22 protein-coding genes are annotated in these 22140 nt (G+C 42.9%); 16 read left to right on the top strand and 6 right to left on the bottom strand.

Translation table 11 applies throughout. From position 1 onward, the window contains the following. The 7 genes from AC058W_RS14315 to ftsZ all read left to right on the top strand — a co-directional run. Positions 1 to 1374: peptidoglycan D,D-transpeptidase FtsI family protein (locus tag AC058W_RS14315; RefSeq protein ID WP_479390229.1), on the top strand; the 1374-nt coding region annotated here is incomplete at its 5' end. 138 nt (positions 1375 to 1512) lie between these two features. Beyond that, positions 1513 to 2469, top strand: coding sequence for a phospho-N-acetylmuramoyl-pentapeptide-transferase (mraY, locus tag AC058W_RS14310; protein WP_117674383.1), 957 nt, complete (start codon positions 1513 to 1515; stop codon positions 2467 to 2469). A gap of 97 nt (positions 2470 to 2566) precedes the next feature. Continuing rightward, positions 2567 to 3922: a UDP-N-acetylmuramoyl-L-alanine--D-glutamate ligase gene (gene murD, locus AC058W_RS14305; RefSeq protein WP_118590484.1), complete on the top strand. Its 1356-nt coding sequence runs from the start codon at positions 2567 to 2569 to the stop codon at positions 3920 to 3922. 96 nt (positions 3923 to 4018) lie between these two features. Further along, entirely contained in the window at positions 4019 to 5128 is a 1110-nt protein-coding gene (locus AC058W_RS14300) for an FtsW/RodA/SpoVE family cell cycle protein (protein WP_242986667.1), read from the top strand. 168 nt (positions 5129 to 5296) lie between these two features. After that, positions 5297 to 6580, top strand: a complete 1284-nt coding sequence (gene murA, locus AC058W_RS14295) for a UDP-N-acetylglucosamine 1-carboxyvinyltransferase (protein WP_243009303.1) — start codon at positions 5297 to 5299, stop codon at positions 6578 to 6580. After that, the gene (locus AC058W_RS14290) at positions 6577 to 7785 is read left to right on the top strand and encodes a cell division protein FtsQ/DivIB (RefSeq protein WP_479390228.1); all 1209 of its coding nucleotides are present in this window, start codon (positions 6577 to 6579) and stop codon (positions 7783 to 7785) included. Before murA ends, AC058W_RS14290 begins: the two co-directional genes overlap by 4 nt. A 218-nt stretch (positions 7786 to 8003) precedes the next feature. Further along, positions 8004 to 9182 carry a cell division protein FtsZ gene (ftsZ, locus tag AC058W_RS14285; RefSeq protein ID WP_117674482.1) on the top strand — a complete coding sequence of 393 codons (1179 nt, stop codon included), beginning with the start codon at positions 8004 to 8006 and terminating at the stop codon, positions 9180 to 9182. Positions 9183 to 9249: 67 nt separating this feature from the next. On the opposite strand, the gene AC058W_RS14280 is transcribed toward ftsZ, so the two are convergent. Continuing rightward, a complete protein-coding gene (locus tag AC058W_RS14280) occupies positions 9250 to 9579 on the bottom strand; it encodes a DUF1540 domain-containing protein (protein WP_117844127.1) in 330 nt (109 codons plus the stop codon). A gap of 441 nt (positions 9580 to 10020) precedes the next feature. Here AC058W_RS14280 and infC point away from each other — a divergent pair, with 441 nt between their 5' ends. The 9 genes from infC to AC058W_RS14235 all read left to right on the top strand — a co-directional run bounded on the left by infC (position 10021) and on the right by AC058W_RS14235 (position 17164). Continuing rightward, positions 10021 to 10515, top strand: a complete 495-nt coding sequence (gene infC, locus AC058W_RS14275) for a translation initiation factor IF-3 (RefSeq protein ID WP_117844126.1) — start codon at positions 10021 to 10023, stop codon at positions 10513 to 10515. A gap of 35 nt (positions 10516 to 10550) precedes the next feature. Then, entirely contained in the window at positions 10551 to 10748 is a 198-nt protein-coding gene (gene rpmI / locus AC058W_RS14270) for a 50S ribosomal protein L35 (protein WP_019162770.1), read from the top strand. A 55-nt stretch (positions 10749 to 10803) separates the two neighbouring features. Next, entirely contained in the window at positions 10804 to 11160 is a 357-nt protein-coding gene (rplT, locus tag AC058W_RS14265; protein WP_117674386.1) for a 50S ribosomal protein L20, read from the top strand. Between the two features lie 523 nt (positions 11161 to 11683). Then, positions 11684 to 12838, top strand: a complete 1155-nt coding sequence (locus AC058W_RS14260; RefSeq protein ID WP_118247020.1) for an ABC transporter substrate-binding protein — start codon at positions 11684 to 11686, stop codon at positions 12836 to 12838. 249 nt (positions 12839 to 13087) lie between these two features. Continuing rightward, a complete protein-coding gene (locus tag AC058W_RS14255; protein WP_117674388.1) occupies positions 13088 to 13975 on the top strand; it encodes a branched-chain amino acid ABC transporter permease in 888 nt (295 codons plus the stop codon). Positions 13976 to 13985: 10 nt separating this feature from the next. Continuing rightward, positions 13986 to 15041, top strand: coding sequence for a branched-chain amino acid ABC transporter permease (locus AC058W_RS14250; RefSeq protein ID WP_117674483.1), 1056 nt, complete (start codon positions 13986 to 13988; stop codon positions 15039 to 15041). A 3-nt stretch (positions 15042 to 15044) separates the two neighbouring features. Then, positions 15045 to 15803: an ABC transporter ATP-binding protein gene (locus AC058W_RS14245; protein WP_025578122.1), complete on the top strand. Its 759-nt coding sequence runs from the start codon at positions 15045 to 15047 to the stop codon at positions 15801 to 15803. A 12-nt stretch (positions 15804 to 15815) separates the two neighbouring features. Further along, the gene (locus AC058W_RS14240; RefSeq protein ID WP_118136477.1) at positions 15816 to 16526 is read left to right on the top strand and encodes an ABC transporter ATP-binding protein; all 711 of its coding nucleotides are present in this window, start codon (positions 15816 to 15818) and stop codon (positions 16524 to 16526) included. 14 nt (positions 16527 to 16540) lie between these two features. Then, on the top strand, positions 16541 to 17164 hold the full coding sequence (locus AC058W_RS14235; RefSeq protein ID WP_117674389.1) for a cytidylate kinase-like family protein: 624 nt from the start codon (positions 16541 to 16543) through the stop codon (positions 17162 to 17164). 41 nt (positions 17165 to 17205) lie between these two features. Here the strand turns inward: AC058W_RS14235 and AC058W_RS14230 are convergent, their stop codons facing one another. The 5 genes from AC058W_RS14230 to AC058W_RS14210 all read right to left on the bottom strand — a co-directional run bounded on the left by AC058W_RS14230 (position 17206) and on the right by AC058W_RS14210 (position 21692). Further along, positions 17206 to 18525, bottom strand: coding sequence for a replication-associated recombination protein A (locus tag AC058W_RS14230; RefSeq protein ID WP_118590482.1), 1320 nt, complete (start codon positions 18523 to 18525; stop codon positions 17206 to 17208). Between the two features lie 85 nt (positions 18526 to 18610). Then, a complete protein-coding gene (locus AC058W_RS14225; protein WP_117674391.1) occupies positions 18611 to 19123 on the bottom strand; it encodes a DUF4364 family protein in 513 nt (170 codons plus the stop codon). Between the two features lie 60 nt (positions 19124 to 19183). Next, positions 19184 to 20131, bottom strand: coding sequence for a tRNA modification radical SAM protein MnmL/YtqA (gene mnmL, locus AC058W_RS14220; RefSeq protein WP_117674392.1), 948 nt, complete (start codon positions 20129 to 20131; stop codon positions 19184 to 19186). Then, positions 20128 to 20919, bottom strand: coding sequence for a YesL family protein (locus AC058W_RS14215; protein WP_118590480.1), 792 nt, complete (start codon positions 20917 to 20919; stop codon positions 20128 to 20130). Before AC058W_RS14215 ends, mnmL begins: the two co-directional genes overlap by 4 nt. A 113-nt stretch (positions 20920 to 21032) precedes the next feature. Then, positions 21033 to 21692 (bottom strand): polysaccharide deacetylase family protein, encoded by a 660-nt coding sequence (locus AC058W_RS14210; RefSeq protein WP_118590478.1) that lies wholly within the window; start codon positions 21690 to 21692, stop codon positions 21033 to 21035. Positions 21693 to 22140: the final 448 nt, after the last annotated feature.

Raw genomic sequence — 22140 nt, 5'->3', positions numbered from 1 at the left:
GGAAGTCTGGCTTCAAAGGTAATCGGTTTTACAGGAGGGGATAACCAGGGAATTATCGGTCTTGAAGTAAAATATGAGGACATATTAAAGGGAGAACCCGGAAAAATCCTGACGACAACAGATGCCAGAGGAGTGGAAATTGATAAACTTGGGGAGACAAGGCAGGACCCGGAAGAGGGAAAAAGCCTGATACTCAGCCTCGATGCGAATATCCAGGAATATGCGCAACAGGCTGCTTTGAAGGTGATGGAAGAGAAGCAGGCAGAGCGTGTATCCATTCTGCTTATGAATCCGCAGAATGGAGAAATCTACGCGTGCGTGAATGTGCCGGAATTTGACCTGAATGATCCGTTTACATTGAATGAAGATTTGCAGGCAAAGTTAGATATGCGGGAAGAACAGACAATAGAAAAAGAAACTGAACAGACAGCAGCACAGATAGCGGCAAAGACAAAGTCGAAAAGAAAACAGGAGTTGTTAAATCAAATGTGGAGAAATCCCTGCATGAATGATACCTATGAACCAGGTTCCACATTCAAAATTATTACGATGTCTGCAGGACTGGAAGCGGGAGTTGTAACGCCGAATGACCGTTTCTATTGTCCGGGATATAAGTTGGTAGAAGACAGACGAATTCATTGTGCAAAAAGAATCGGGCATGGTTCACAGAATTTCGTGGAGGGAGCGCAGAACTCCTGTAATCCAGTGTTTATTGAAGTAGGACTGAGGCTGGGAGTTGATCGTTACTATAAATATTTCAGACAGTTTGGCCTTCTGGACAAAACGGGGATAGATCTGCCCGGAGAGGCAGGTACGATTATGCATCAGAAGAAAAATATGGGAGAAGTAGAACTGGCAACCGTCTCTTTCGGACAGTCATTTCAGATCACGCCGGTCCAGCTTGCGACAACGGTAAGTTCTCTGATCAATGGCGGCAGGCGCATAACTCCACATTTCGGGGTAGCAGTTTTAAATCCGGATGGCACAGAAGGAAAGAAGCTGGAATTTCCCGTAAAAGAGGGGATTGTTTCTGAGAAAACTTCGAAAAAAGTAAGGGGAATCCTGGAGACAGTAGTGTCGCAGGGCTCCGGAAAGAACGCAAAGATAGAAGGCTATTCTATTGGTGGAAAAACAGCTACATCACAGACACTTCCGAGAAGTGCAAATCGTTATATTTCATCATTCCTTGGATTTGCACCGGCAGAGAACCCACAGGTGCTGGGATTATGCATCATTCATAATCCGCAGGGAATTTACTATGGAGGAACGATTGCAGCGCCGGTGATCCGGAGTATCTTTGAAAATATCCTGCCATATCTGGGAATTGAAAAAGATATCAGCCAGACTGAAACGGAAACTCCAGAAGAGGAATAAACCTGTTACCGGGTAAATGAAAATCCTGCCGCCAGGGTTGATAAATAAATAAAAAAGCCTTATACTAAAAGAAATCTGAAAGAGCACAAAACACTTTCAGAAAAAAATGAAAAAACGAAAGAATGAATGAGGTGTGAGATGGAATTTCAAGTTGTAATCCCTGTGCTGATTTCTTTTGCAATCAGCGTTGTATTAGGCCCGATCATCATTCCGTTTCTCAGGAAACTGAAGATGGGACAGACAGAAAGAACAGAGGGCGTACAGTCCCATTTAAAGAAAGCCGGAACACCGACAATGGGTGGTGTGATCTTTCTAATCGCAACTGCAGTGACGGCGTTATTTTATGTCGGTGACTATCCGAAGATTATCCCGGTACTGTTTCTGACACTTGGATTTGGAATCATTGGTTTTCTGGATGATTACCTGAAAGTAGTACTGAAACGATCAGACGGACTGCTTCCATGGCAGAAATTTTCTCTTCAGGTAGTTCTGACTGCGATTTTTGTATTCTATATTGTTAAGTATACAGATATTTCTTTGACAATGAGAATTCCGTTCTGGAGTGGACATTTTCTGAACCTTGGATGGCTGGCAATTCCGGTGCTGTTCTTTGCAGTAATCGGTACTGTAAATGGTGTAAACTTTACAGATGGTCTGGATGGTCTTGCTTCCAGTGTAACTTTGATCGTAGCAGTATTCTTTTCTGTTGTTTCTATCGGAATGAAATCCGGAATTGAGCCGATCACATGCGCAGTTGTGGGAAGTCTGATGGGATTTTTACTGTTTAATGTATATCCGGCAAAAGTATTCATGGGAGATACAGGTTCTCTGGCACTTGGAGGATTTGTTGCAGGTACGGCATATGTAATGCAGATGCCACTGTTTATCCTGATCGTTGGACTGATCTACCTGGTTGAGGTACTTTCTGTTATCATTCAGGTTACTTACTTCAAAGCAACACATGGAAAGCGTATCTTCAAAATGGCTCCGATCCATCATCATTTTGAGTTATGTGGATGGTCTGAGACACGTGTGGTTGCAGTGTTCTCAGTTATTACAGCAGTTATGTGCATGATCGCACTGCTGGCACTGTAAAAGTAATGTAACTGTGGAAGTACTGAACAGTTACAGATTAATGTAACAGCAACCCGAAAAATCAGCATTGTGCTGATGATAAGGAGGAAAAATTATTATGGAATTACAGGGAAAAAAGGTCCTGGTATTCGGTTCCGGTAAAAGCGGAATCGGAGCATCTGACCTTCTTGCAAAAGTAGGAGCGTCTCCGATCATTTATGACGGAAATGCAGAGATTGATAAAGAGGCAGTCGTACATAAAACAGATGGAACATATCCGGTTACTGTATATGCGGGAGAACTTCCGAAAGAAGTACAGGAGAGCCTTGATCTGGTAGTTTTAAGTCCCGGAGTACCGACAGATCTGCCAATCGTAAAGAGTTTCTATGAGCAGGGACTTCTGGTGTGGGGAGAAGTAGAGCTGGCATACAGAGTCGGAGACGGAGAAGTACTTGCAATCACAGGTACAAACGGTAAGACAACAACTACAGCACTTCTTGGAAAAATTATGCAGGATGCACGTGAGTCTGTATTTGTAGTAGGAAATATCGGAACTCCATATACTTCCAAAGCACTGGAAATGAAACCGAATTCTGTAACTGTGGCAGAAATCAGCAGCTTCCAGCTTGAAACAATCGATGAGTTTGCTCCAAAGGTATCCGCGATCCTGAATATTACAGAAGATCATCTGAACCGTCATCATACAATGGAAGAGTATATCCGTGTAAAAGAGCTGATTACTCAGAATCAGGGGACAGAGGATGTCTGTGTGCTGAATTATGAGGATGAGGTTCTTCGTAAATTTGGTGAGAATCTGACTCCGAGAGTCGTATATTTCTCCAGTGAACGTAAGCTGGATGAAGGTATCTATCTGGATGGAAACAAGATTATCCTCAAAGATGGAGCAAAAGAAATCGAAGTAGTTAAGACAGAAGATCTGAAACTTCTTGGCAAACATAACTTTGAGAATGTAATGGCTGCTGTTGCAATGGCTTATTACGATGGTGTTTCTATGGACAGCATCCGCAAGAGTATCTGTGAGTTTACAGCTGTTGCTCACAGAATCGAATATGTGACAGAGAAGAATGGCGTTGTATATTACAATGATTCCAAGGGAACAAACCCGGATGCGGCAATCAAGGGAATTCAGGCGATGAACCGTCCGACACTTCTGATCGGCGGCGGATATGATAAACAGTCAAGCTATGATGAGTGGATCGAAGCTTTTGACGGAAAAGTACGCTATCTGATTCTGATCGGTCAGACAAAAGAGAAGATTAAAGCGGCTGCCGAGAAACATGGCTTCCATGATATTATTCTTTGCGAGGATCTGAAAGAGGCAGTCAAGGTATGCGCCGAGAAAGCACAGCCGGGAGATGCAGTGTTACTTTCTCCTGCATGCGCAAGCTGGGGACAGTTTGACAATTATGAGCAGCGCGGAGATATGTTTAAGGAATATGTGAGAAATCTGTAGAATATCTATAAGTAAAGAAACTATGGTCATCTGTCGGCAGATATTGGAAATCGGATTATTCCAAAAGCTGAATGGCAGGAAGACTATGGAAGATAGATGGAGAATCAGATGACTCCTGAAAAAGTGGCAGTTTTTTCAAAAAAAGACAGAACAATGCTGGTGCTGGTAGTACTGCTTGCGGCCTTTGGTCTTGCGGTACTGTTCAGTGCAAGTGAATATAATGGCAGAGTACGCTTCGGTGACTCTGCCTATTATTTTAAGAAACAATTATTTGCAACGGCATTAGGACTGTGTGCGATGTATGCAGTTTCTAATATGGATTACCATTTTTTTCTCAGGATTGCGCCGGCAGCATATCTGCTTTCCATGATTTTGTCTACGGCAGTACTTCTGGTCGGGCAGGAAATCAATGGCTCAAAGAGATGGCTGAACCTGGGCCCATTGTCTTTTCAGCCGTCTGAGTTTGCAAAGGTGGCGGTAATCCTGTTTCTTGCATGGCAGATCGACAGATCGAAAAAAAGAACGGAAGGCTTCTGGTTTATGTGCAGGACGATGCTTAGCCTGCTTCCAATCGTTGGCCTGGTCGGCTCAAATAATCTGAGTACTGCCATTATCATACTGGGAATAGGCGTTATTCTGATTTTTGCATCAAATCCCAAATATATGCAGTTTATCGGGCTTGGCAGTGCAGGAATCGGATTTGTTGCTATCTTTCTGGCGGCAGAGAGCTATCGGCTGGAACGTCTGGCAATCTGGAAAAATCCTGAGAAATATGAGAAAGGATTCCAGACGATTCAGGGACTGTATGCGATCGGAAGCGGCGGGATTTTTGGCAGGGGATTTGGAAACAGTCTTCAGAAGCTGGGCTTTGTTCCGGAAGCGCAGAATGATATGATCTTTTCAATCATATGTGAAGAGATGGGAGTTGCAGGAGCTTCCTTTCTTATTCTTCTGTTTGGAATTCTGCTCTGGCGTCTGGGTGTAACTGCCATGTGCGCAAAAGATCTGGCGGGTGCGCTCATCTGTGGAGGTATCATGGGACATCTGGCGATTCAGGTTATCCTGAATATTGCGGTGGTAACCAATACGATTCCCAATACCGGGATTACTTTGCCATTTGTCAGTTATGGAGGAACTTCGGTCGTGTTTCTTCTTGGAGAAATGGGGCTTGCTTTGAGTGTAAGTAATTCTCAGAGGCTGAGATAAGTGAAATTTTTGCTGCCTTACAGATAGAAAAATGTTGGATGATAGGTGTAGTTTAGCCAGAAAATCAAGGGGCAGCCTGGTAAGGGTAGCAGTGATATTACAGAAAACGTGCAACTGTAACATATAATAAGAAAGAACATACACTATAAGGTAAGAGGCCCTTTAGGAGTGAAATGGTTGGATGAGATCCATGTGATGGGCAAATGTTCTCTTAGCGGAGAAATTTTCATACAGGGCTCTAAAAATGCAGCACTTCCGATGATGGCAGCATCGCTGATGCACAGAGGACGAAGCGTCTTGAAAGGCTGTCCCAGGATTTCGGATGTCTTTTGCATGGAAGAGGTTCTGAAAAGTCTTGGAGCAGTAACCTGGTGGGAAGACCACGATCTTTATCTGGATTGTTCTGATGCGGATGGAACAGAGATTCCGGAGACGTACACACGAAGAATGCGTTCTTCAATTATTCTGTTAGGACCGGTTCTTTCCAGGAATAAAAAGTGCCGGATAGGCTATCCTGGCGGCTGTATCATCGGAAAAAGGCCGATAGATCTTCATCTTATGGCGCTCGGGACGCTTGGCGCAGATATAAGTGAGCAAACGTTTTATCTGGATGCAGAATGTAGCAGATTTCAGGGAAAAGATATATATTTTACAAAATCGAGTGTAGGAGCAACGCAGCAGGCAATTCTGGCGGCAGTGATGGCCCAGGGTGTGACAAAGCTGCATAATTGCGCGAAAGAACCGGAAGTTTTCTGGCTTTGCAGATATTTAAGATCAATGGGAGCGTTGATCAAAGGCGAGGAAACAAAGGAAATTATGATTACCGGGATCAGGGAACTGGGGCCGGGAAACTATACCATACCGCCTGACAGAATCGTGGCAGGGACGTATCTGTGTGCGGCAGCTGCGACAAGAAGCGAGATTACTCTTAGGAATGTTCCGGAGCAGGAATTACAGGCATTCCTGGAAGTATATCAGAAAATAGGTGGACAATATCAAGCGAATGGTGGTACACTAGAGGTCAATGGAAAGAGGGCAGTTCAGCCAATCGCACTTGTGGAGACGAAAAACTATCCGGGTTTTCCGACAGACCTTCAGGCTCCTTTAATGGCAGTACTGACAGGGGCACAGGGGCGGAGTTCGATCAGAGAGAATATTTTTGATCAGAGATTTGGCAGCGCTTTTCAGATGAATAAAATGGGTGCTGATATTAAGATAGATGGTAATCAGGCTGTGATTTGCGGCGGCAGACCTCTTACGGGAACACAGGTACAGGCCGGAGATTTAAGAGGCGGGGCTGCATTGATCATTGCTGCGCTTATGGCCGAGGGAGAAACATGTATCACAGAAGCTGAGCTTATCAACAGAGGATATGAGCACATTTGTGAAGATTTACAGGCTTTGGGCTGCAGGATATGGCAGTCTGGCAGCAGAGGATTTGAAGAGTTATGAGAAAAAGTAATTATGGAAAAAGACCTCCTATGAGTAAGAAAACAAAGAAGATAATGGCAGGAGTGATAGGAGTTGGTATTCTTGCTGCTTTGATCGTTTTCTTTTCTTATTATAAGGTAGATTCTGTAGAAGTAAGAGGAACAGATCATTATACAGATGAAGAAGTAAAGAGTATGGTGCTTCGGGGACCGCTGGCTTCGAACTCGGTCCTTGCACCGTTGGTTTACAGCACAACAAATACGGATGATATTGCATACGTGGATGGATTTAAGGTTACGCAGTTAAATCGTAATACGATTTGTATCAGTGTCAAAGAGAAGAAAACGGTAGGATGTATCCGATACCTTGACAGTTATGTTTATTTTGACAGAAACGGGATTTTCGTAGAGGGCTCTCAGAACAGAGATGTGACAGTTCCGTATTTTGACGGAATTCAGGTGAATAGTATCGTGATGGATGAGAAGCTGGATATCAAGGGCGATACGGTATTGAATACAGCGGTAGCTTTGTCCACGATTTTTCAGAAGAATGATATGATTCCTGATCACATTCAGTTTGATAACAGCTATTCTATCAGTCTGATCTATGGTGACATTACGGTGAATCTCGGAAAGGACGAAGACCTGGAAGAGAAGATGAACCGTGTGATCGCGATTCTTCCTAAAATTCAGGGCAAAAAGGGTATTCTTCATATGGAAAGTGTGTCTACGGATTCTAATACTTTTGAGGAAGAAAAGGAAGAAACAGAGATTACAGCTGAGAACTGGAACGGCGGTTATGATGAAGATGGCAATTATACCGGAGATGGAGAGTATGATGAGGACGGCAACTATGTAGGTCCTAAGCCGAAAACTGCTCTTGATGAGGCTATTGAGAACTGGAATGGTGGTTATGACGAAGAAGGAGATTACACCGGAGCAGGTGAATATGACGAATCCGGTAATTATGTAGGACCGAAACCTACACAGGAATCTCTGGATGCAGCGGCTGCTGAGTCAGGAGATAGTTCTGAAGAGGGAGATGGCAGTTCCTCAGATGGTCAGAGTTCTGACAGTTCCGGAGATGGAAGCAGTGATTACTCAGCGGATGAAAATGGCAGTTATGATAGTAGTTATGACAGTAGTTATGACAGCAGCTATGATACGGAAAGCTCAGACGGCTATGATGAATATGGAAATTATACAGGTGATGATACTTCATATTAAAATGCCGGATGAAACCGGAAAAAGGGAAAAAACAGCCATATACAGAGGCTGGACAGGTTTTCATTGCCGAAAAAGAGTGAAAAAAGTATAAAAAAACAAAATTAGTGGTTGATTAATTTTCAAAAAAAATATATGATATATCTATATGTAACTTTGATATAAATCACTGAAAAAGGATATCAGATATAAATAAAGGAGGAAGTACGTTGTTAGAGATCATGTCAAACGAGGCTGAATCATCTGCTAAGATCATAGTGATCGGTGTAGGTGGAGCCGGTAATAATGCAGTAAATAGGATGGTGGAAGAGGCCATCGGCGGAGTAGAGTTTGTAGGTGTTAATACTGATAAGCAGGCTTTAACTCTGTGCAAAGCTCCAACTGTACTTCAGATTGGCGAGAAAATTACCAAAGGTCTTGGCGCAGGAGCGCAGCCGGAGGTTGGACAGAAGGCAGCAGAGGAGAGCATTGAGGAAGTAAAACAGTTAATGGAAGGTGCGGATATGGTATTCGTTACCTGTGGTATGGGAGGCGGAACCGGAACAGGTGCTGCACCTGTTATCGCAGCAGCAGCGAAAGAGATGGGTATCCTGACAGTTGGCGTTGTCACAAAGCCTTTCCGTTTCGAAGCAAGAACTCGTATGAACAATGCACTTGCAGGCATTGAGAATCTGAAGAAAGCAGTGGATACATTAATCGTTATCCCGAATGATAAATTATTAGAGGTTGTAGACCGCAGAACAACTATGCCGGAAGCACTGAAGAAGGCAGACGAAGTTCTTCAGCAGGCAGTACAGGGTATCACAGACCTGATCAATCTGCCGGCACTGATCAACCTTGACTTCGCAGATGTTCAGACTGTTATGACTGATAAGGGAATCGCTCATATCGGTATCGGTGAAGCAAGAGGAGATGACAAGGCTATGGAAGCTGTTCAGCAGGCTGTATCTTCTCCACTTCTTGAGACAACGATCAAGGGTGCTACACACGTTATCATCAACATTTCCGGAGATATTTCTCTTATGGATGCAAACGATGCTGCAAGCTATGTACAGGAGCTTACAGGTGAGGAAGCAAATATCATCTTTGGTGCTATGTATGATGATACTGTTGCAGATTATTGCAGAATCACAGTAATCGCAACAGGCCTGAATGATGAGAACCTTCAGCAGACCCCTTTCGGAAAAAGAAGCACAGCTTCTTCCTTTGGTGCAAGAAGACCTTCTTCCACAACAGGAACAGCAACAGCCGGAACAACAACTACAACCGGAAGCAGCATGAACATGCCTAGCTTCAGTCTTCCGACTATGAATGCCACACCGTTTGGAGCAACTAAGACTCCGTCCAGCACTGTTCAGAAAAAAGACATCCAGATTCCGGATTTCTTAAGAAATAGATAATTAACAGATGATTATGTGAAAATAACAAAAGGCATGTCCGATGTGGACATGCCTTTCATATTATCTTTTATGCACCACAATGACACTGGAAGGTATCACATTTCGTGTCGCAGGAAGCTTTGGCATTGGAGCCGTCTACCTGAATAGAAGAGGCGGTACATTTGCAGTCATCGTTATAGGTACAGTTGTGAGCTTTGCAGTCGATCTGGATTTTTTCACATCCGCAGCTGTTTGTAAAGCTGTTTGCCATGGAGCTGCCGCTGCGTTCCTGGAAACTTCCACAGCTTGTCTCGTTTGCGTTTGTGGCATTTTCACCTGTTACATCAATCTTGCCTTTTGAGCAGAGCTGGTCTTTGTTGTAGACACATTTGATTGCTGAACATTTAAGAATTGTCATGGTTTAAAGTCCTCCTTTAATATAGAAATAAAAAACCGAAAAGCTTTTATATTACTGAACAGAAGCGGACAGTAATATGCTTTCAGGAATTAGAATCTCCCGGATTGAAAAAAATATTCGGAATAAAAAAATAAAAAAGTACTTGACGACACAGAAGAAACATGGTATCTTATAGAAGTACGTAAGAAAACAAAGCAGAGTTCACTCTCACCTCAGCGCATTTAAGTCAGCGGCTTGGGTTTATATTGCACAGCATTTATGATATTTAGAATTTTATAAAGACACAGAGCTTATTCTGATTGTGTCGGGAATCTGGATATCAGCAGGTGTGATAACTGGGTGTGGATTTTGTCCACGCTTTTTTTATGTAAATATGAGGGCGACGAGAAGTCATTAGAATCTATCTAACAGGTATGGAGGTGCACTACAATTAGCAATTTAATGATTAACGAACAGATCAGAGACAAAGAGGTACGCTTAATCGGTTCGGACGGAGAACAGCTTGGAATCATGTCCGCGAAAGAAGCAATGTTCAAAGCTCAGGAGGCAGGGCTTGACCTGGTAAAAATTGCCCCGCAGGCGAAACCACCGGTATGTAAGATTATCGATTATGGTAAATATCGTTACGAGCTTGCAAGAAAAGAAAAAGAAGCCAAGAAGAAGCAGAAGACCATCGATGTCAAAGAAGTGCGACTTTCTCCAAACATTGATACCAATGACCTGAATACGAAAGTCAACGCCGCCAGAAAGTTCCTCTCCAAGGGTGACAGAGTAAAGGTAACCTTACGTTTCCGTGGTAGAGAGATGGCACATATGGCAAGCAGCAAACATGTACTCGATGATTTTGCAGAACAGCTTGCAGACGTGGCAACAGTGGAGAAGGCACCGAAGGTTGAAGGCAGAAGCATGACCATGTTTTTAACGGAAAAGCGTTAAATATAATAGAGATACAGTTTAAGGAGGAAATTACAATGCCAAAAATTAAAACTTGTAGAGCAGCAGCAAAACGTTTCAAAAAAACAGGTACAGGAAAGTTAGTAAGAAATAAAGCTTATAAGAGCCATATCTTAACAAAGAAATCTCAGAAGAGAAAAAGAAATCTGAGAAAATCTACTGTTGTTGATTCTACTAATGTTAAGAGCATGAAGAAAGCATTACCATATTTATAAAATGCGGTTAAACTAAGTATTTATCGAGATAGACGAACAGGAGGAAATTTAAGAAATGGCAAGAATTAAAGGCGGATTAAACGCAAAGAAGAAACATAATCGTACATTAAAACTGGCAAAAGGTTACAGAGGAGCCCGTTCCAAACAGTATAGAGTTGCTAAACAGTCTGTAATGAGAGCACTTGCTAGCTCCTATGCAGGAAGAAAGCAGAAAAAACGTCAGTTCAGACAGCTCTGGATCGCACGTATCAACGCTGCAGCAAGAATGAACGGATTATCCTACAGCAAATTGATGCACGGACTTAAAGTTGCAAACATCGACATCAACAGAAAGATGCTTGCTGAACTTGCAGTAAACGATGCAGAAGGATTTGCAGCACTTGCTGAGATCGCTAAAAAAGCAATCGCTTAATTATATTTGATAAGCTGAATCAAAAACCAGAAGAGGTACACATAGGAAGCTTAAGGCTTTCATGTGTACCTTTTTATTTATGGTTATAGGAAATTACTTCGTAATGTTCCTATAACATAAAAAAGCCCTCCGGGCAGGATTCTTTCTTGTGCTTCCGGAAAACCAGATCATACCATCTGGGTAAGTACGGTTACAGTAATAAAAAAATTGACAAAATGACTAAAAAGAGTAAAAATGCACAAAAAATGAATGCGCAATACGGTCAAGTGTCCATGCAAGACGGAACAAATCTTAAATTTTAATAAAATATCACTTGCATGGTAAAATGTATAGTGTTATAATTTAAAACATCAACATAATAAAGCGTCAGTGAAAGCCAAGGCCGGCTGGGAACCCAGTTGGCTTTTGTTACATTTTCAGTTCCTGTACATAATGATCGATCTTGCGGAAATAAAGTGGGGCGGATTGTAACAGAGGTGTAAGAGGGATAAATGGGCTGGCCAAAAATAAGGAGGATTTTATTATGAAAAACCTGAAAAAAATTCTTAGTGTTACTGCGGCAGCAGCAATGGTAATGACAACAGTTGCACCTGTATCTGTATTTGCTGATGATGCTACATTTAAGATCGGTGGAATCGGACCTGTAACCGGAGCAGCAGCAATCTACGGACAGGCTGTAAAGAATGCAACAGAACTTGCTATCAACGAAGTAAACGAAGACGGCGGTATCAATGGATATCAGGTAGAGTTCAAATTCGAAGATGATGAGAACGATGCAGAGAAATCCCTGAACGCTTACAATGCATTAAAAGACTGGGGAATGAACATTCTGGTTGGTACAGTTACTTCCACACCTTGTGTAGCTGTAGCAAATGAAACAGCAGCAGACAATATGTTCCAGCTCACCCCATCCGGATCTGCAACAGAGTGTGTTGCTAACCCGAACGTATTCCGTGTATGCTTCTCTGACCCGAACCAGGGTACTGCAGCGGCTCAGTACATTGGAGAGCATAAACTTGCTACAAAAGTAGCTATTATCTATGACAGCTCTGATGTATATTCATCAGGTATCACACAGAACTTCACAGCAGAAGCAGCTAATCAGGGTATTGAGATCGTTTCCTCTGAAGCATTCACTGCTGATAACAATAAAGACTTCTCCGTACAGCTTCAGAAAGCAAAAGACGGCGGTGCTGAATTAGTATTCCTTCCAATTTATTATACAGAAGCTTCCCTGATCCTTGCACAGGCAGACAGCATGGGATTTGAAACTAAATTCTTCGGATGCGATGGTATGGACGGTATCCTTGGTGTAGAAAACTTTGATACATCTCTTGCAGAAGGTCTGATGCTTCTTACACCATTTGCAGCAGATTCTACAGATGAGAAAACCCAGAACTTTGTAAAAGCATATAAAGATGCTTACAAAGACACACCAAACCAGTTCGCAGCAGATGCTTATGATGCAGTATACGCAATCAAAGCAGCAGCAGAAAAAGAAGATGTAAAAGCAGACATGGATGTTGCAGATATCTGTGCAGCACTTGAAAAAGGCATGACCGAGATCACACTGGAAGGTGTTACAGGTGACGAGATCACATGGACAGAAGACGGTGAGCCAAACAAAGCTCCGAAAGCTGTAGAGATCAAAGATGGTGCTTACGCAGCAATGGAGTAATGAAATCGGAATAACTGAAAAGATTTCATAAGAAATAAAATGCGATTGTTCCTAAAGTGGACAATGGTTTGTATGCCAACGGGGCTGTCTGAATTATCCAGACAGCCCTGTTGCCTAATACGTTATCACATTAATGCGTTAATGACAGATTTACTTTTGGCAAAATAAACAAGACAGATTTCGCTAAAGGCAAATCTGCCAGTTTTACACACAATAAAATTATTTAAATATAAGAAAGGAAAGACTTCTATGAGTAGTTTTATATCATATCTTATCAGTGGTATCAGCCTCGGAAGTGTATATGCGATCATCGCCCTTGGTTATACCATGGTATATGGAATCGCTAAAATGCTGAATTTTGCTCATGGAGATGTTATCATGGTCGGCTCTTATGTAGTTTATGTCGCAGTCAGCGGCATGGGATTAAATCCGATTTTAGCTATCCTGCTGTCCATTATCATCTGTACACTCATGGGCGTTGTGATCGAAGGCGTTGCGTATCGACCACTGCGTAATGCAGCTTCACCTCTGGCTGTTCTGATCACAGCCATCGGTGTCAGCTACCTGCTTCAGAATGTAGCCCTTCTAATCTGGGGAGCAGATACCAAATCATTCAGTAACGTGATCAGCCTTCCATCCCTGAAACTTGCAGGTGGTTCTATCGTGATTACAGGTGTAACCATCGTAACCATTATCGGCGGTATCCTGATCATGGCAGGTCTGATGCTTTTTATCAGCAAGACAAAAACAGGACAGGCAATGCTTGCCGTATCTGAGGATAAAGGTGCTGCCCAGTTGATGGGTATTAACGTAAACAAAACAATCTCCGTTACTTTTGCAATCGGTTCCGGACTTGCAGCCATCGCAGGTGTGCTTCTCTGTTCCGCATATCCGTCCCTGACACCATATACAGGTGCCATGCCTGGTATCAAGGCATTTGTTGCGGCAGTATTCGGCGGTATCGGATCTATTCCGGGTGCTTTTATCGGTGGTATTGTTCTGGGTATCCTGGAGATTTTTGGTAAAGCATATATCTCTTCACAGATGGCAGATGCCATTGTATTCGGTGTTCTGATCGTGGTTCTGGTTGTGAAACCTACCGGTATTCTTGGTAAGAACATTCAGGAGAAAGTGTGAGGTGGCAGACATGGAAAAGAAGAAATTAAACAAAACAACAAAAAGCAATCTCATTACATACGGAATGGTTCTTGCAGCATATCTGATCGTACAGGGACTGATTGCAGGGAATCTGCTTTCCAACCTGATGCAGGGTCTGCTGGTGCCCCTTTGTGTATATATTATTCTGGCACTTTCCCTGAACCTGACGGTTGGTATCCTGGGTGAGTTAAGTCTTGGCCATGCCGGATTTATGTGTATCGGTGCATTCACCAGTGCAGCATTTACAAAGGCAACTATGGACACATTTACAAATGCAGGGCTTCGTTTCTTCATTGCTCTGATCATCGGAGCTGTGTGTGCAGGTATCTTCGGATTCCTGATCGGTATTCCTGTGCTTCGTCTGAAAGGTGACTATCTTGCTATCGTAACACTGGCATTTGGTGAGATCATTAAGAATATCATCAATGTTCTTTATGTGGGAATCGACAGTAACGGAATTCATTTTTCCATGAAAGACCAGATGTCTCTGGGTATGGAACCTGACGGAAAGATGATCATCAGTGGCGCTATGGGTATCACAGGTACACCGAGACAGTCAACATTTACGATTGGTGTGGTTCTGATTCTGGTTACTTTATTTGTGGTTCTGAATCTGATCAATTCACGTGACGGACGTGCAATCATGGCAATCCGTGATAACCGTATCGCAGCAGAATCTATCGGTATTGATATTACAAAGTACAAACTGAAAGCATTTGCAATTTCTGCAGCGCTGGCCGGTATCGGTGGTGTGCTTTATGCTCATAACCTCGCAACTTTAACAGCACTTCCGAAGAACTTCGGATATAACATGTCTATTATGTTCCTGGTATTTGTCGTTCTTGGCGGTATCGGAAATATGCGTGGTTCTATCATCGCGGCAGTAATTCTGAATCTCCTTCCAGAGCTTCTTCGTGGACTGAGCGATTATCGTATGCTGTTCTACGCAATCGTACTGATCGTTATGATGCTGATCAACTGGGCACCGAAGGCGATTGAGATGAGAGAGCGTTTTTTAAGCAGATTTAAGAAAAAGGAGGCATAAGCTATGGCATTGCTGGAAGTAAATCATTTAAATATTTCATTCGGCGGTCTTCATGCAGTGGATGATTTCCATGTCTCCATCGAGAAAGGACAGCTTTATGGTCTGATTGGTCCGAACGGTGCCGGTAAGACTACAATCTTTAATCTTCTTACAGGTGTGTATAAGCCGGATGAGGGAATTATCAATCTGGACGGACAGGATATCACCGGAAAGAGTACCATTGATATCAACAAAGCGGGAATTGCCAGAACATTCCAGAATATCCGTCTGTTCCATCAGATGAGTGTGCTGGACAATGTAAAGGCAGGACTTCACAATCATGATAAATACAGCCTTTTTACAAGTATTGTACATACTCCGAAATACTTTAAGGTTGAGAAGACCATGAATGAGGAAGCCATGAAACTTCTGAAGGTGTTTGATCTGGACAAAGAGGCAGATATCCTTGCTTCCAACCTTCCTTATGGTAAGCAGAGAAAGCTGGAGATTGCCAGAGCACTGGCAACAAAGCCGAAGCTTCTTCTTCTGGATGAGCCGGCAGCTGGTATGAACCCCAATGAAACTGAGGAACTGATGGATACCATCCGTTTTGTTCGTGATAACTTTGATATGACCATTCTTCTGATCGAACATGATATGAAGCTGGTTTCCGGAATCTGTGAGGAGCTGACTGTACTGAACTTTGGTCATGTTCTGAGACAGGGCAAGACTTCAGATGTGCTCCATGATCCGGAAGTTATCAAGGCATATCTTGGAGAATAGGAGGAGAGACAGATGGCATTACTGGAAGTACAGGACATACAGGTTTATTATGGAATGATTCAGGCATTGAAGGGTGTTTCTTTCTCTGTAAATGAAGGTGAGGTTATTGCGCTGATCGGTGCCAATGGTGCAGGCAAGACTACTACTCTGCATACAGTGACCGGGCTTCTTCGTGCAAAATCAGGACATATTATTTATGACGGACAGGATATCACAAAGGTTCCGCCTCACAAAATCGTAACAATGGGTATGGCACATGTTCCGGAAGGAAGACGTGTGTTTGCAAATATGACCGTTCTTCAGAACCTGAAGATGGGAGCATATACAAGATCTGATAAGAATGAGATCGATGCAACGATCGAGAAGGTATATAAGCGTTTCCCGCGTCTGAAAGAACGTCAGAATCAGACAGCAGGTACACTAAGCGGTGGTGAGCAGCAGATGCTTGCCATGGGACGTGCGCTGATGAGTCAGCCAAAGATCATTCTGATGGACGAGCCGTCCATGGGTCTTTCACCAATCTTTGTAAATGAGATCTTTGATATTATTAAAGAGGTAAGTGAGAGTGGAACAACGGTTCTGCTGGTTGAGCAGAATGCGAAGAAGGCTCTTTCTATCGCTGACAGAGCTTATGTTCTTGAGACCGGAAGGATTACACTGGAAGGTAAGGCAAGTGATCTTCTTCATGATGAGTCTGTTCAGAAGGCATATCTTGGAGAATAAACAGGAGGGGTTTTATGGAGAATTTTGTAATTACCATTGCGAGACAGTATGGAAGCGGTGGACGTACAGTTGGCCAGATGTTGGCTAAGAGATTGGGAGTTCCTTTTTATGGTAAAGAGATCATTCAGATGGCTTCAGATGAGAGCGGTATTGATGTGAAGTTATTTGGTCAGGTTGAAGAAGGGACAAAAGTAAAAGCGTCACTGTTTAATAAGACCGGTCTTTATAAAGGGGCACTGATAGCACCGGATCAGAAGGGATTTATTTCTGATGAGAATATTTTTAATTATCAGGCAAAGGTTGCGAATGATCTGGCTGAGAAGGAGCCATGCGTAATCGTGGGACGATGCGTGAATTATGTGTTCAGAGACAGACCGAATACACTGAGAGTATTTATTCATGCACCATGGGAATTCCGTGTTGAGAAGTCCAGAGAGAAGATTAGCGGTGGTGATGAGGAAATTGAGAAGTTCCTTCGCAAAGATGATAAGAGAAAACAGGATTATTATCGTAAATTTGCAGGCGGGGACTGGAGTGATGCGACAAATTATGATCTGTGCCTGAATTCAGGAAAACTGGGATTTGAGAAGTGTGTGGATGCGATTCTGGCGCAGATGGAGGTTATGGGAATTAAATGATGAAAAGGGCAGTCTCTCTTTGGAGGCTGCCCTTTTTTAGTCTAAGATTGGGATTTGATTTTTGTTTGGTATTCTTTTAGGGTTTTCTCGTAGCCCATTTCGGATAGTTTGTAGAAGTGTTCTCCCTGGATTTCGGTTGGGAGGTATTGTTGGTCTACGTAATGGTTGGGGTAGTCGTGGGCGTATTTGTAGCCGATTCCATGACCTAGTTTTTCGTGACCGCCGTAGTGTGCGTCCTGGAGGTGAGGCGGGACGGTGGTTTTTGTGCGCTTGACGGAGTCCATGGCTGCGAAGATGGAATTGACGGCGGAATTGCTCTTTGGAGCGCAGGCCATGTAGGTGACTGCCTGGGAGAGGATGATCTGGGCTTCTGGCATTCCTACACGTTCTACTGCCTGGGCGGCTGCTACTGCTACGCAGAGAGCTTGAGGGTCGGCGTTTCCGATGTCTTCGGAGGCAAGAATCATGATTCTGCGGGCGATAAATTTGACGTCTTCTCCGGCGTAGAGCATTTTGGCAAGGTAATAGACTGCAGCGTCGGGGTCTGACCCCCTCATACTTTTGATGAAAGCGGAGATGATATCGTAATGATTGTCTCCGTTTTTGTCGTAGCGGACTACTCGTTTCTGGATGCACTGGGAAGCGACATCAAGGGTGATGTGAATGATTCCGTCTTCACTTCTTGGTGTAGTAAGGATACCAAGTTCGATGGCGTTGAGAGCATTTCTGGCATCTCCGCCTGCCATGTCTGCGAGGAAATCGAGTGCGTCTTCATCTATCTGGGCTTTATAGTTTCCCATTCCTTTTTTCTTATCGTTTACGGCTCTGAGGATGAGTTCTTTTACCTCAGGAATTTCCAGAGATTTCAGTTCGAAGATGATGGAGCGGGAGATAAGAGCCGCATTGACTTCGAAGTATGGATTTTCTGTTGTTGCGCCGATAAGAATGATGGTTCCGTCTTCTACAAATGGAAGGAGATAATCCTGTTGGCCTTTGTTGAAACGGTGAATCTCGTCGATGAAGAGGATGGTTTTCTTTCCGTACATTCCGAGATTCTGCTGTGCTTCTTTGACAACAGTTTCCATATCTTTTTTGCCGGCTACGGTGGCGTTGATCTGGGTAAATTCAGCGCTTGTGGTGTTGGCGATTACTTTTGCCAGAGTGGTTTTGCCTGTTCCCGGAGGGCCGTAGAAGATAACTGAGGTCAGTTTGTCTGCCTTTATTGCTCTGTAGAGCAAGGTGTTTTTTCCGATAATGTGTTGTTGGCCTACTACTTCATCCAGGGTAGTAGGGCGCAGCCTGGAAGCAAGAGGAGACTCCTGATCCAGAGTTTTTGATTTTGCATATTCAAATAAATCCATAGCTTGTTCTCCTATAGTAAATCAGATAATAAATCTTGTAATGATTATATGATAACATGAGAATTCTATAAAGATGGAGGAACTTTTATAAAAGCTCCTCCATTATTTTTGCATATATTTCCTGATAGTGCGTAGACCATTTCTTACAGATCGACTGTGCGGCCTCGAGGTTTGGGGCGGCGATGTTTAAGTCGATAAGGGAGTTTCCTTTCTCGATAAGCTGACATCTTACTGAGTAGGTTCCATGCTTGGTAATATAATAGTCGGCCGGGGTGACGATGCGTTCCTGGGCTTTGAATCCGGTGGATTTCAGATATTCTCTGACTTCCTGTTTGATTTCAGGAGAGACATCTTTCTGGAAAAAGGAGAGGGTTTTTCTGCCATCTTCGGTGATACGATAATGGGAAGTATTGGAACGGGTGTCCATGGTGATCAATTCTGCTTCCACCAGCTCAGAGATTGCCTGTTGGAGGTGGAAATAATTTGTATATTCCCGATCCAGAATAAATTCTGAGATCTGTGAGTTAGTCAGCGTATCATCAGTGTTCTGAAGCATATATAATACGATCAGTTTGTAAATAGTAAATGGTGTTGACATAGTTCCCTCCTTTTGTAAAGTTGCAGAGAATTTGATATCTTGTCTAAAATTTCCCGGAAGTTACTGTTTGTTGGAGTCTGGAGCGGTTTTATATAGCCTGCCCTGAAAACTCTGTTGTTCCTTCATCCGATGGTGCAGGAGATTCAATACTTCACGTTTACGGCTTGCCCATAATGGTGCGATCAGCAAATCCTTAGGACCATCTCCGGTAATACGGTGGATGACGATATCCGGGCGTAAATGCTCCAGGCATTCGATAAGCAGTGACAGATATTCATCTCTTTCGTAAGTCTGAAACATCCCTTTCTCATAATCGGCTGCCAGATCGGTACCGCGAAGCACGTGAAGTAATTGTAGCTTGATTCCCTGGATGTCCATCTGATTCAGATATTCCATGGTTGCAAGAATATCTTCATTACTTTCTCCGGGCAGTCCGAGAATTGTATGGACGATTACTTCAATGCCTTCTTTTCGCAGGCGCTGTACAGCATCATTGAAAACAGAAAGCGGATATCCCCGGCGGATATACTGAGCTGTTGTTTCATGTATTGTCTGGAGACCAAGTTCCACCCATACTGGTTTCTGTCTGTTAAGCCGTGATAAGAGTTCTACAATCTCAGGGCTGAGACAGTCAGGACGCGTGCCGATAGAAAGAGCCACGACTTTCGGATGCGTAATCGCTTCTGTGAAAATTTTCTCCAGATATTCTACAGGAGCATAGGTGTTTGTATACGCCTGAAAATACGCGATATATTTGTGAATCGGCCGTTTCTGTGACAGAATAGCAATCTGACTTTCAATCTGGTCGGTGATGGAAAGAGCAGCATCTGCGGCGAAATCACCGCTGCCTCCTGCACTGCAGAAGATACAGCCCCTGGTTCCAATCTTGCCATCGCGGTTAGGGCAGGACATTCCACCGTTTAATGTAACTTTATAAACTTTCTCACCAAACCGTTCCCTGAGCATATAGTCCAGGGAGTGATATGGCTTTTCTCCCCACTTTCTCATACTGTGTGAGTATCTCCCGTAGTAAGAGTTTTGTTTGTGTCAGTAGTTGAATTTTCTGTTGTTGCAGTTACAGATTCTGTGGAAATGTTTTCTCCAGGTGTAGCAGCAGATTCAACTGAACTAAAAGTATCCAGTGAATCAGTGTTTTCGGAATCTGTATCTTCTGTAATATAGTTATCAAAAATCTTTACCAGAAAATGTCCGTTGATAAATGCTTCCAGTGAAATTCCAAACAGGATCAGAACCATAAACAGCAGGGACTGGGCGCGGACATTCGGAACAAAAAATACTGCAAAAGGTATAAGTGTGATGACTGCCATCAGGAGTGTATATGGAAGATGGCGAATTGACATCAGGAATGCATTGCGGAATGTATTTTTTATAGAATTATAAAATTTCGCAAGTACCGGGTAGATGTACAAAAATACCATCAGATATATAATACCGAAAGCAATAAAAAGAATATACAGTACCTGAGACATAGTTCCGCCAAGGTTTGGTACGATATTTAAATCCATATAGAGGATAGCTGCAATAACAAGCATGATCAGATTGATGATCGTTGCCTGTTTGAAGTTCTGTTTAAAAGATTTAAAGAAGCTTCGGATGATATAAGATTCTTCATTACGTGTCATTTTCAGTGTGACATAGTGGAGTGCAGTCAGTGACGCTCCAATGGTTACGATTGGCAGACAACAGATCAGGCAGACCACATTGAGCATGATAAGGTCAGCCACACGCCCCATGACGGTAAAGAACTTGTTGTCCATGTTAAATAATTTGTCCATTCGTTTGATTACTCCTTTTGTACATATAATGTAATTACTGTTAGTATAACGAATCAGTTAGGAAAAAGCAAACCTTTTTACAGGAACAACAATACCTGATTATGTAAACATGATCAGGTAACCAGCAGCTGGTCGGCAGTGACAAAAACATATCCTTTTTCGGAGAACAGATCAACGATTTTTAATGCCGCATCAACAGAAGTCTGATAGCCATCATGCATGAGAATGATGGAACCATCACGAACTTCTTTTTCTACAATAGAAAGTATGGAGCCTATATTCTGGCTCTTCCAGTCCAGTGTATCAACATCCCAGAAAACAGGAAGCATGGTAACAGACAGCTCCATATCTTTGAGCCATGCACCAAATGGAGGGCGCACATAGGAGGGATAAACACCTGTGGCTTCATAGATACGATTATTTGTTTTTTCAATTTCTATGCGAGCTTTCTGAGTTGGTATTTTATTAAGTTGTACATGGTCCCAGGTGTGATTTCCAATCAGGTGACCATCGCGCCGCATCTGCTGAAGGATATCTTCATTCCCTTCAATATTTTCCCCAATCAGAAAAAAAGATGCATGAACTTTTCTTTCTCTCAGACCATCCAGGAGAAGGGGCGTATACTTGGAATTTGGCCCGTCATCGAAGGTAAGGGCGATTCTTGGAGCTTCTTTTGATGGAAGTGTGTTGGAGACTTCCGGAGAAAAATATTTGGAAACTGCGGCTGCATTCTGGTCGGCAGAGGTAAGTGACTGATTTACCAGAGAAAGCATACCGGGGCCTGCGATTGTGGTGAGGGTTTGGATGCGTCTGTCTGTATCGGCGAAAAAGAACGCAAAAAGTAAAAGAACACATAAGGGGATAAGACATCGGTATTTAATTTTAGAAGCGATTTTATTTGATATCATTTTTATAATCTCTCCATTGAATAATTAGGAAATGGTAGGCAATACACTGTATTATATGAAAAAAAGAAAGCAAAACATACCGATTTATTGTATAATAAATACAGTTTGGTTTTACAGGAACGGTAATGATATGACCGGCTGTAGAAAAATATACTTAGATAGTTGATGGAGAATGAAATGAAAAAGAAACAGACAAATCTAATCATATTCCTTGTGTTGGCAGGCATTCTGGTGGTTTTTTACATAACGGGAGAATCCTACTATGAAGGGCTGACTTGTAAAAGCAATCAGGAGGAAGCAAACAGCGAAGTAG

This window comes from Blautia sp. CGZ-1-C1, assembly GCF_056504575.1.
This window is presented reverse-complemented; position numbering and strand designations above follow the sequence as displayed.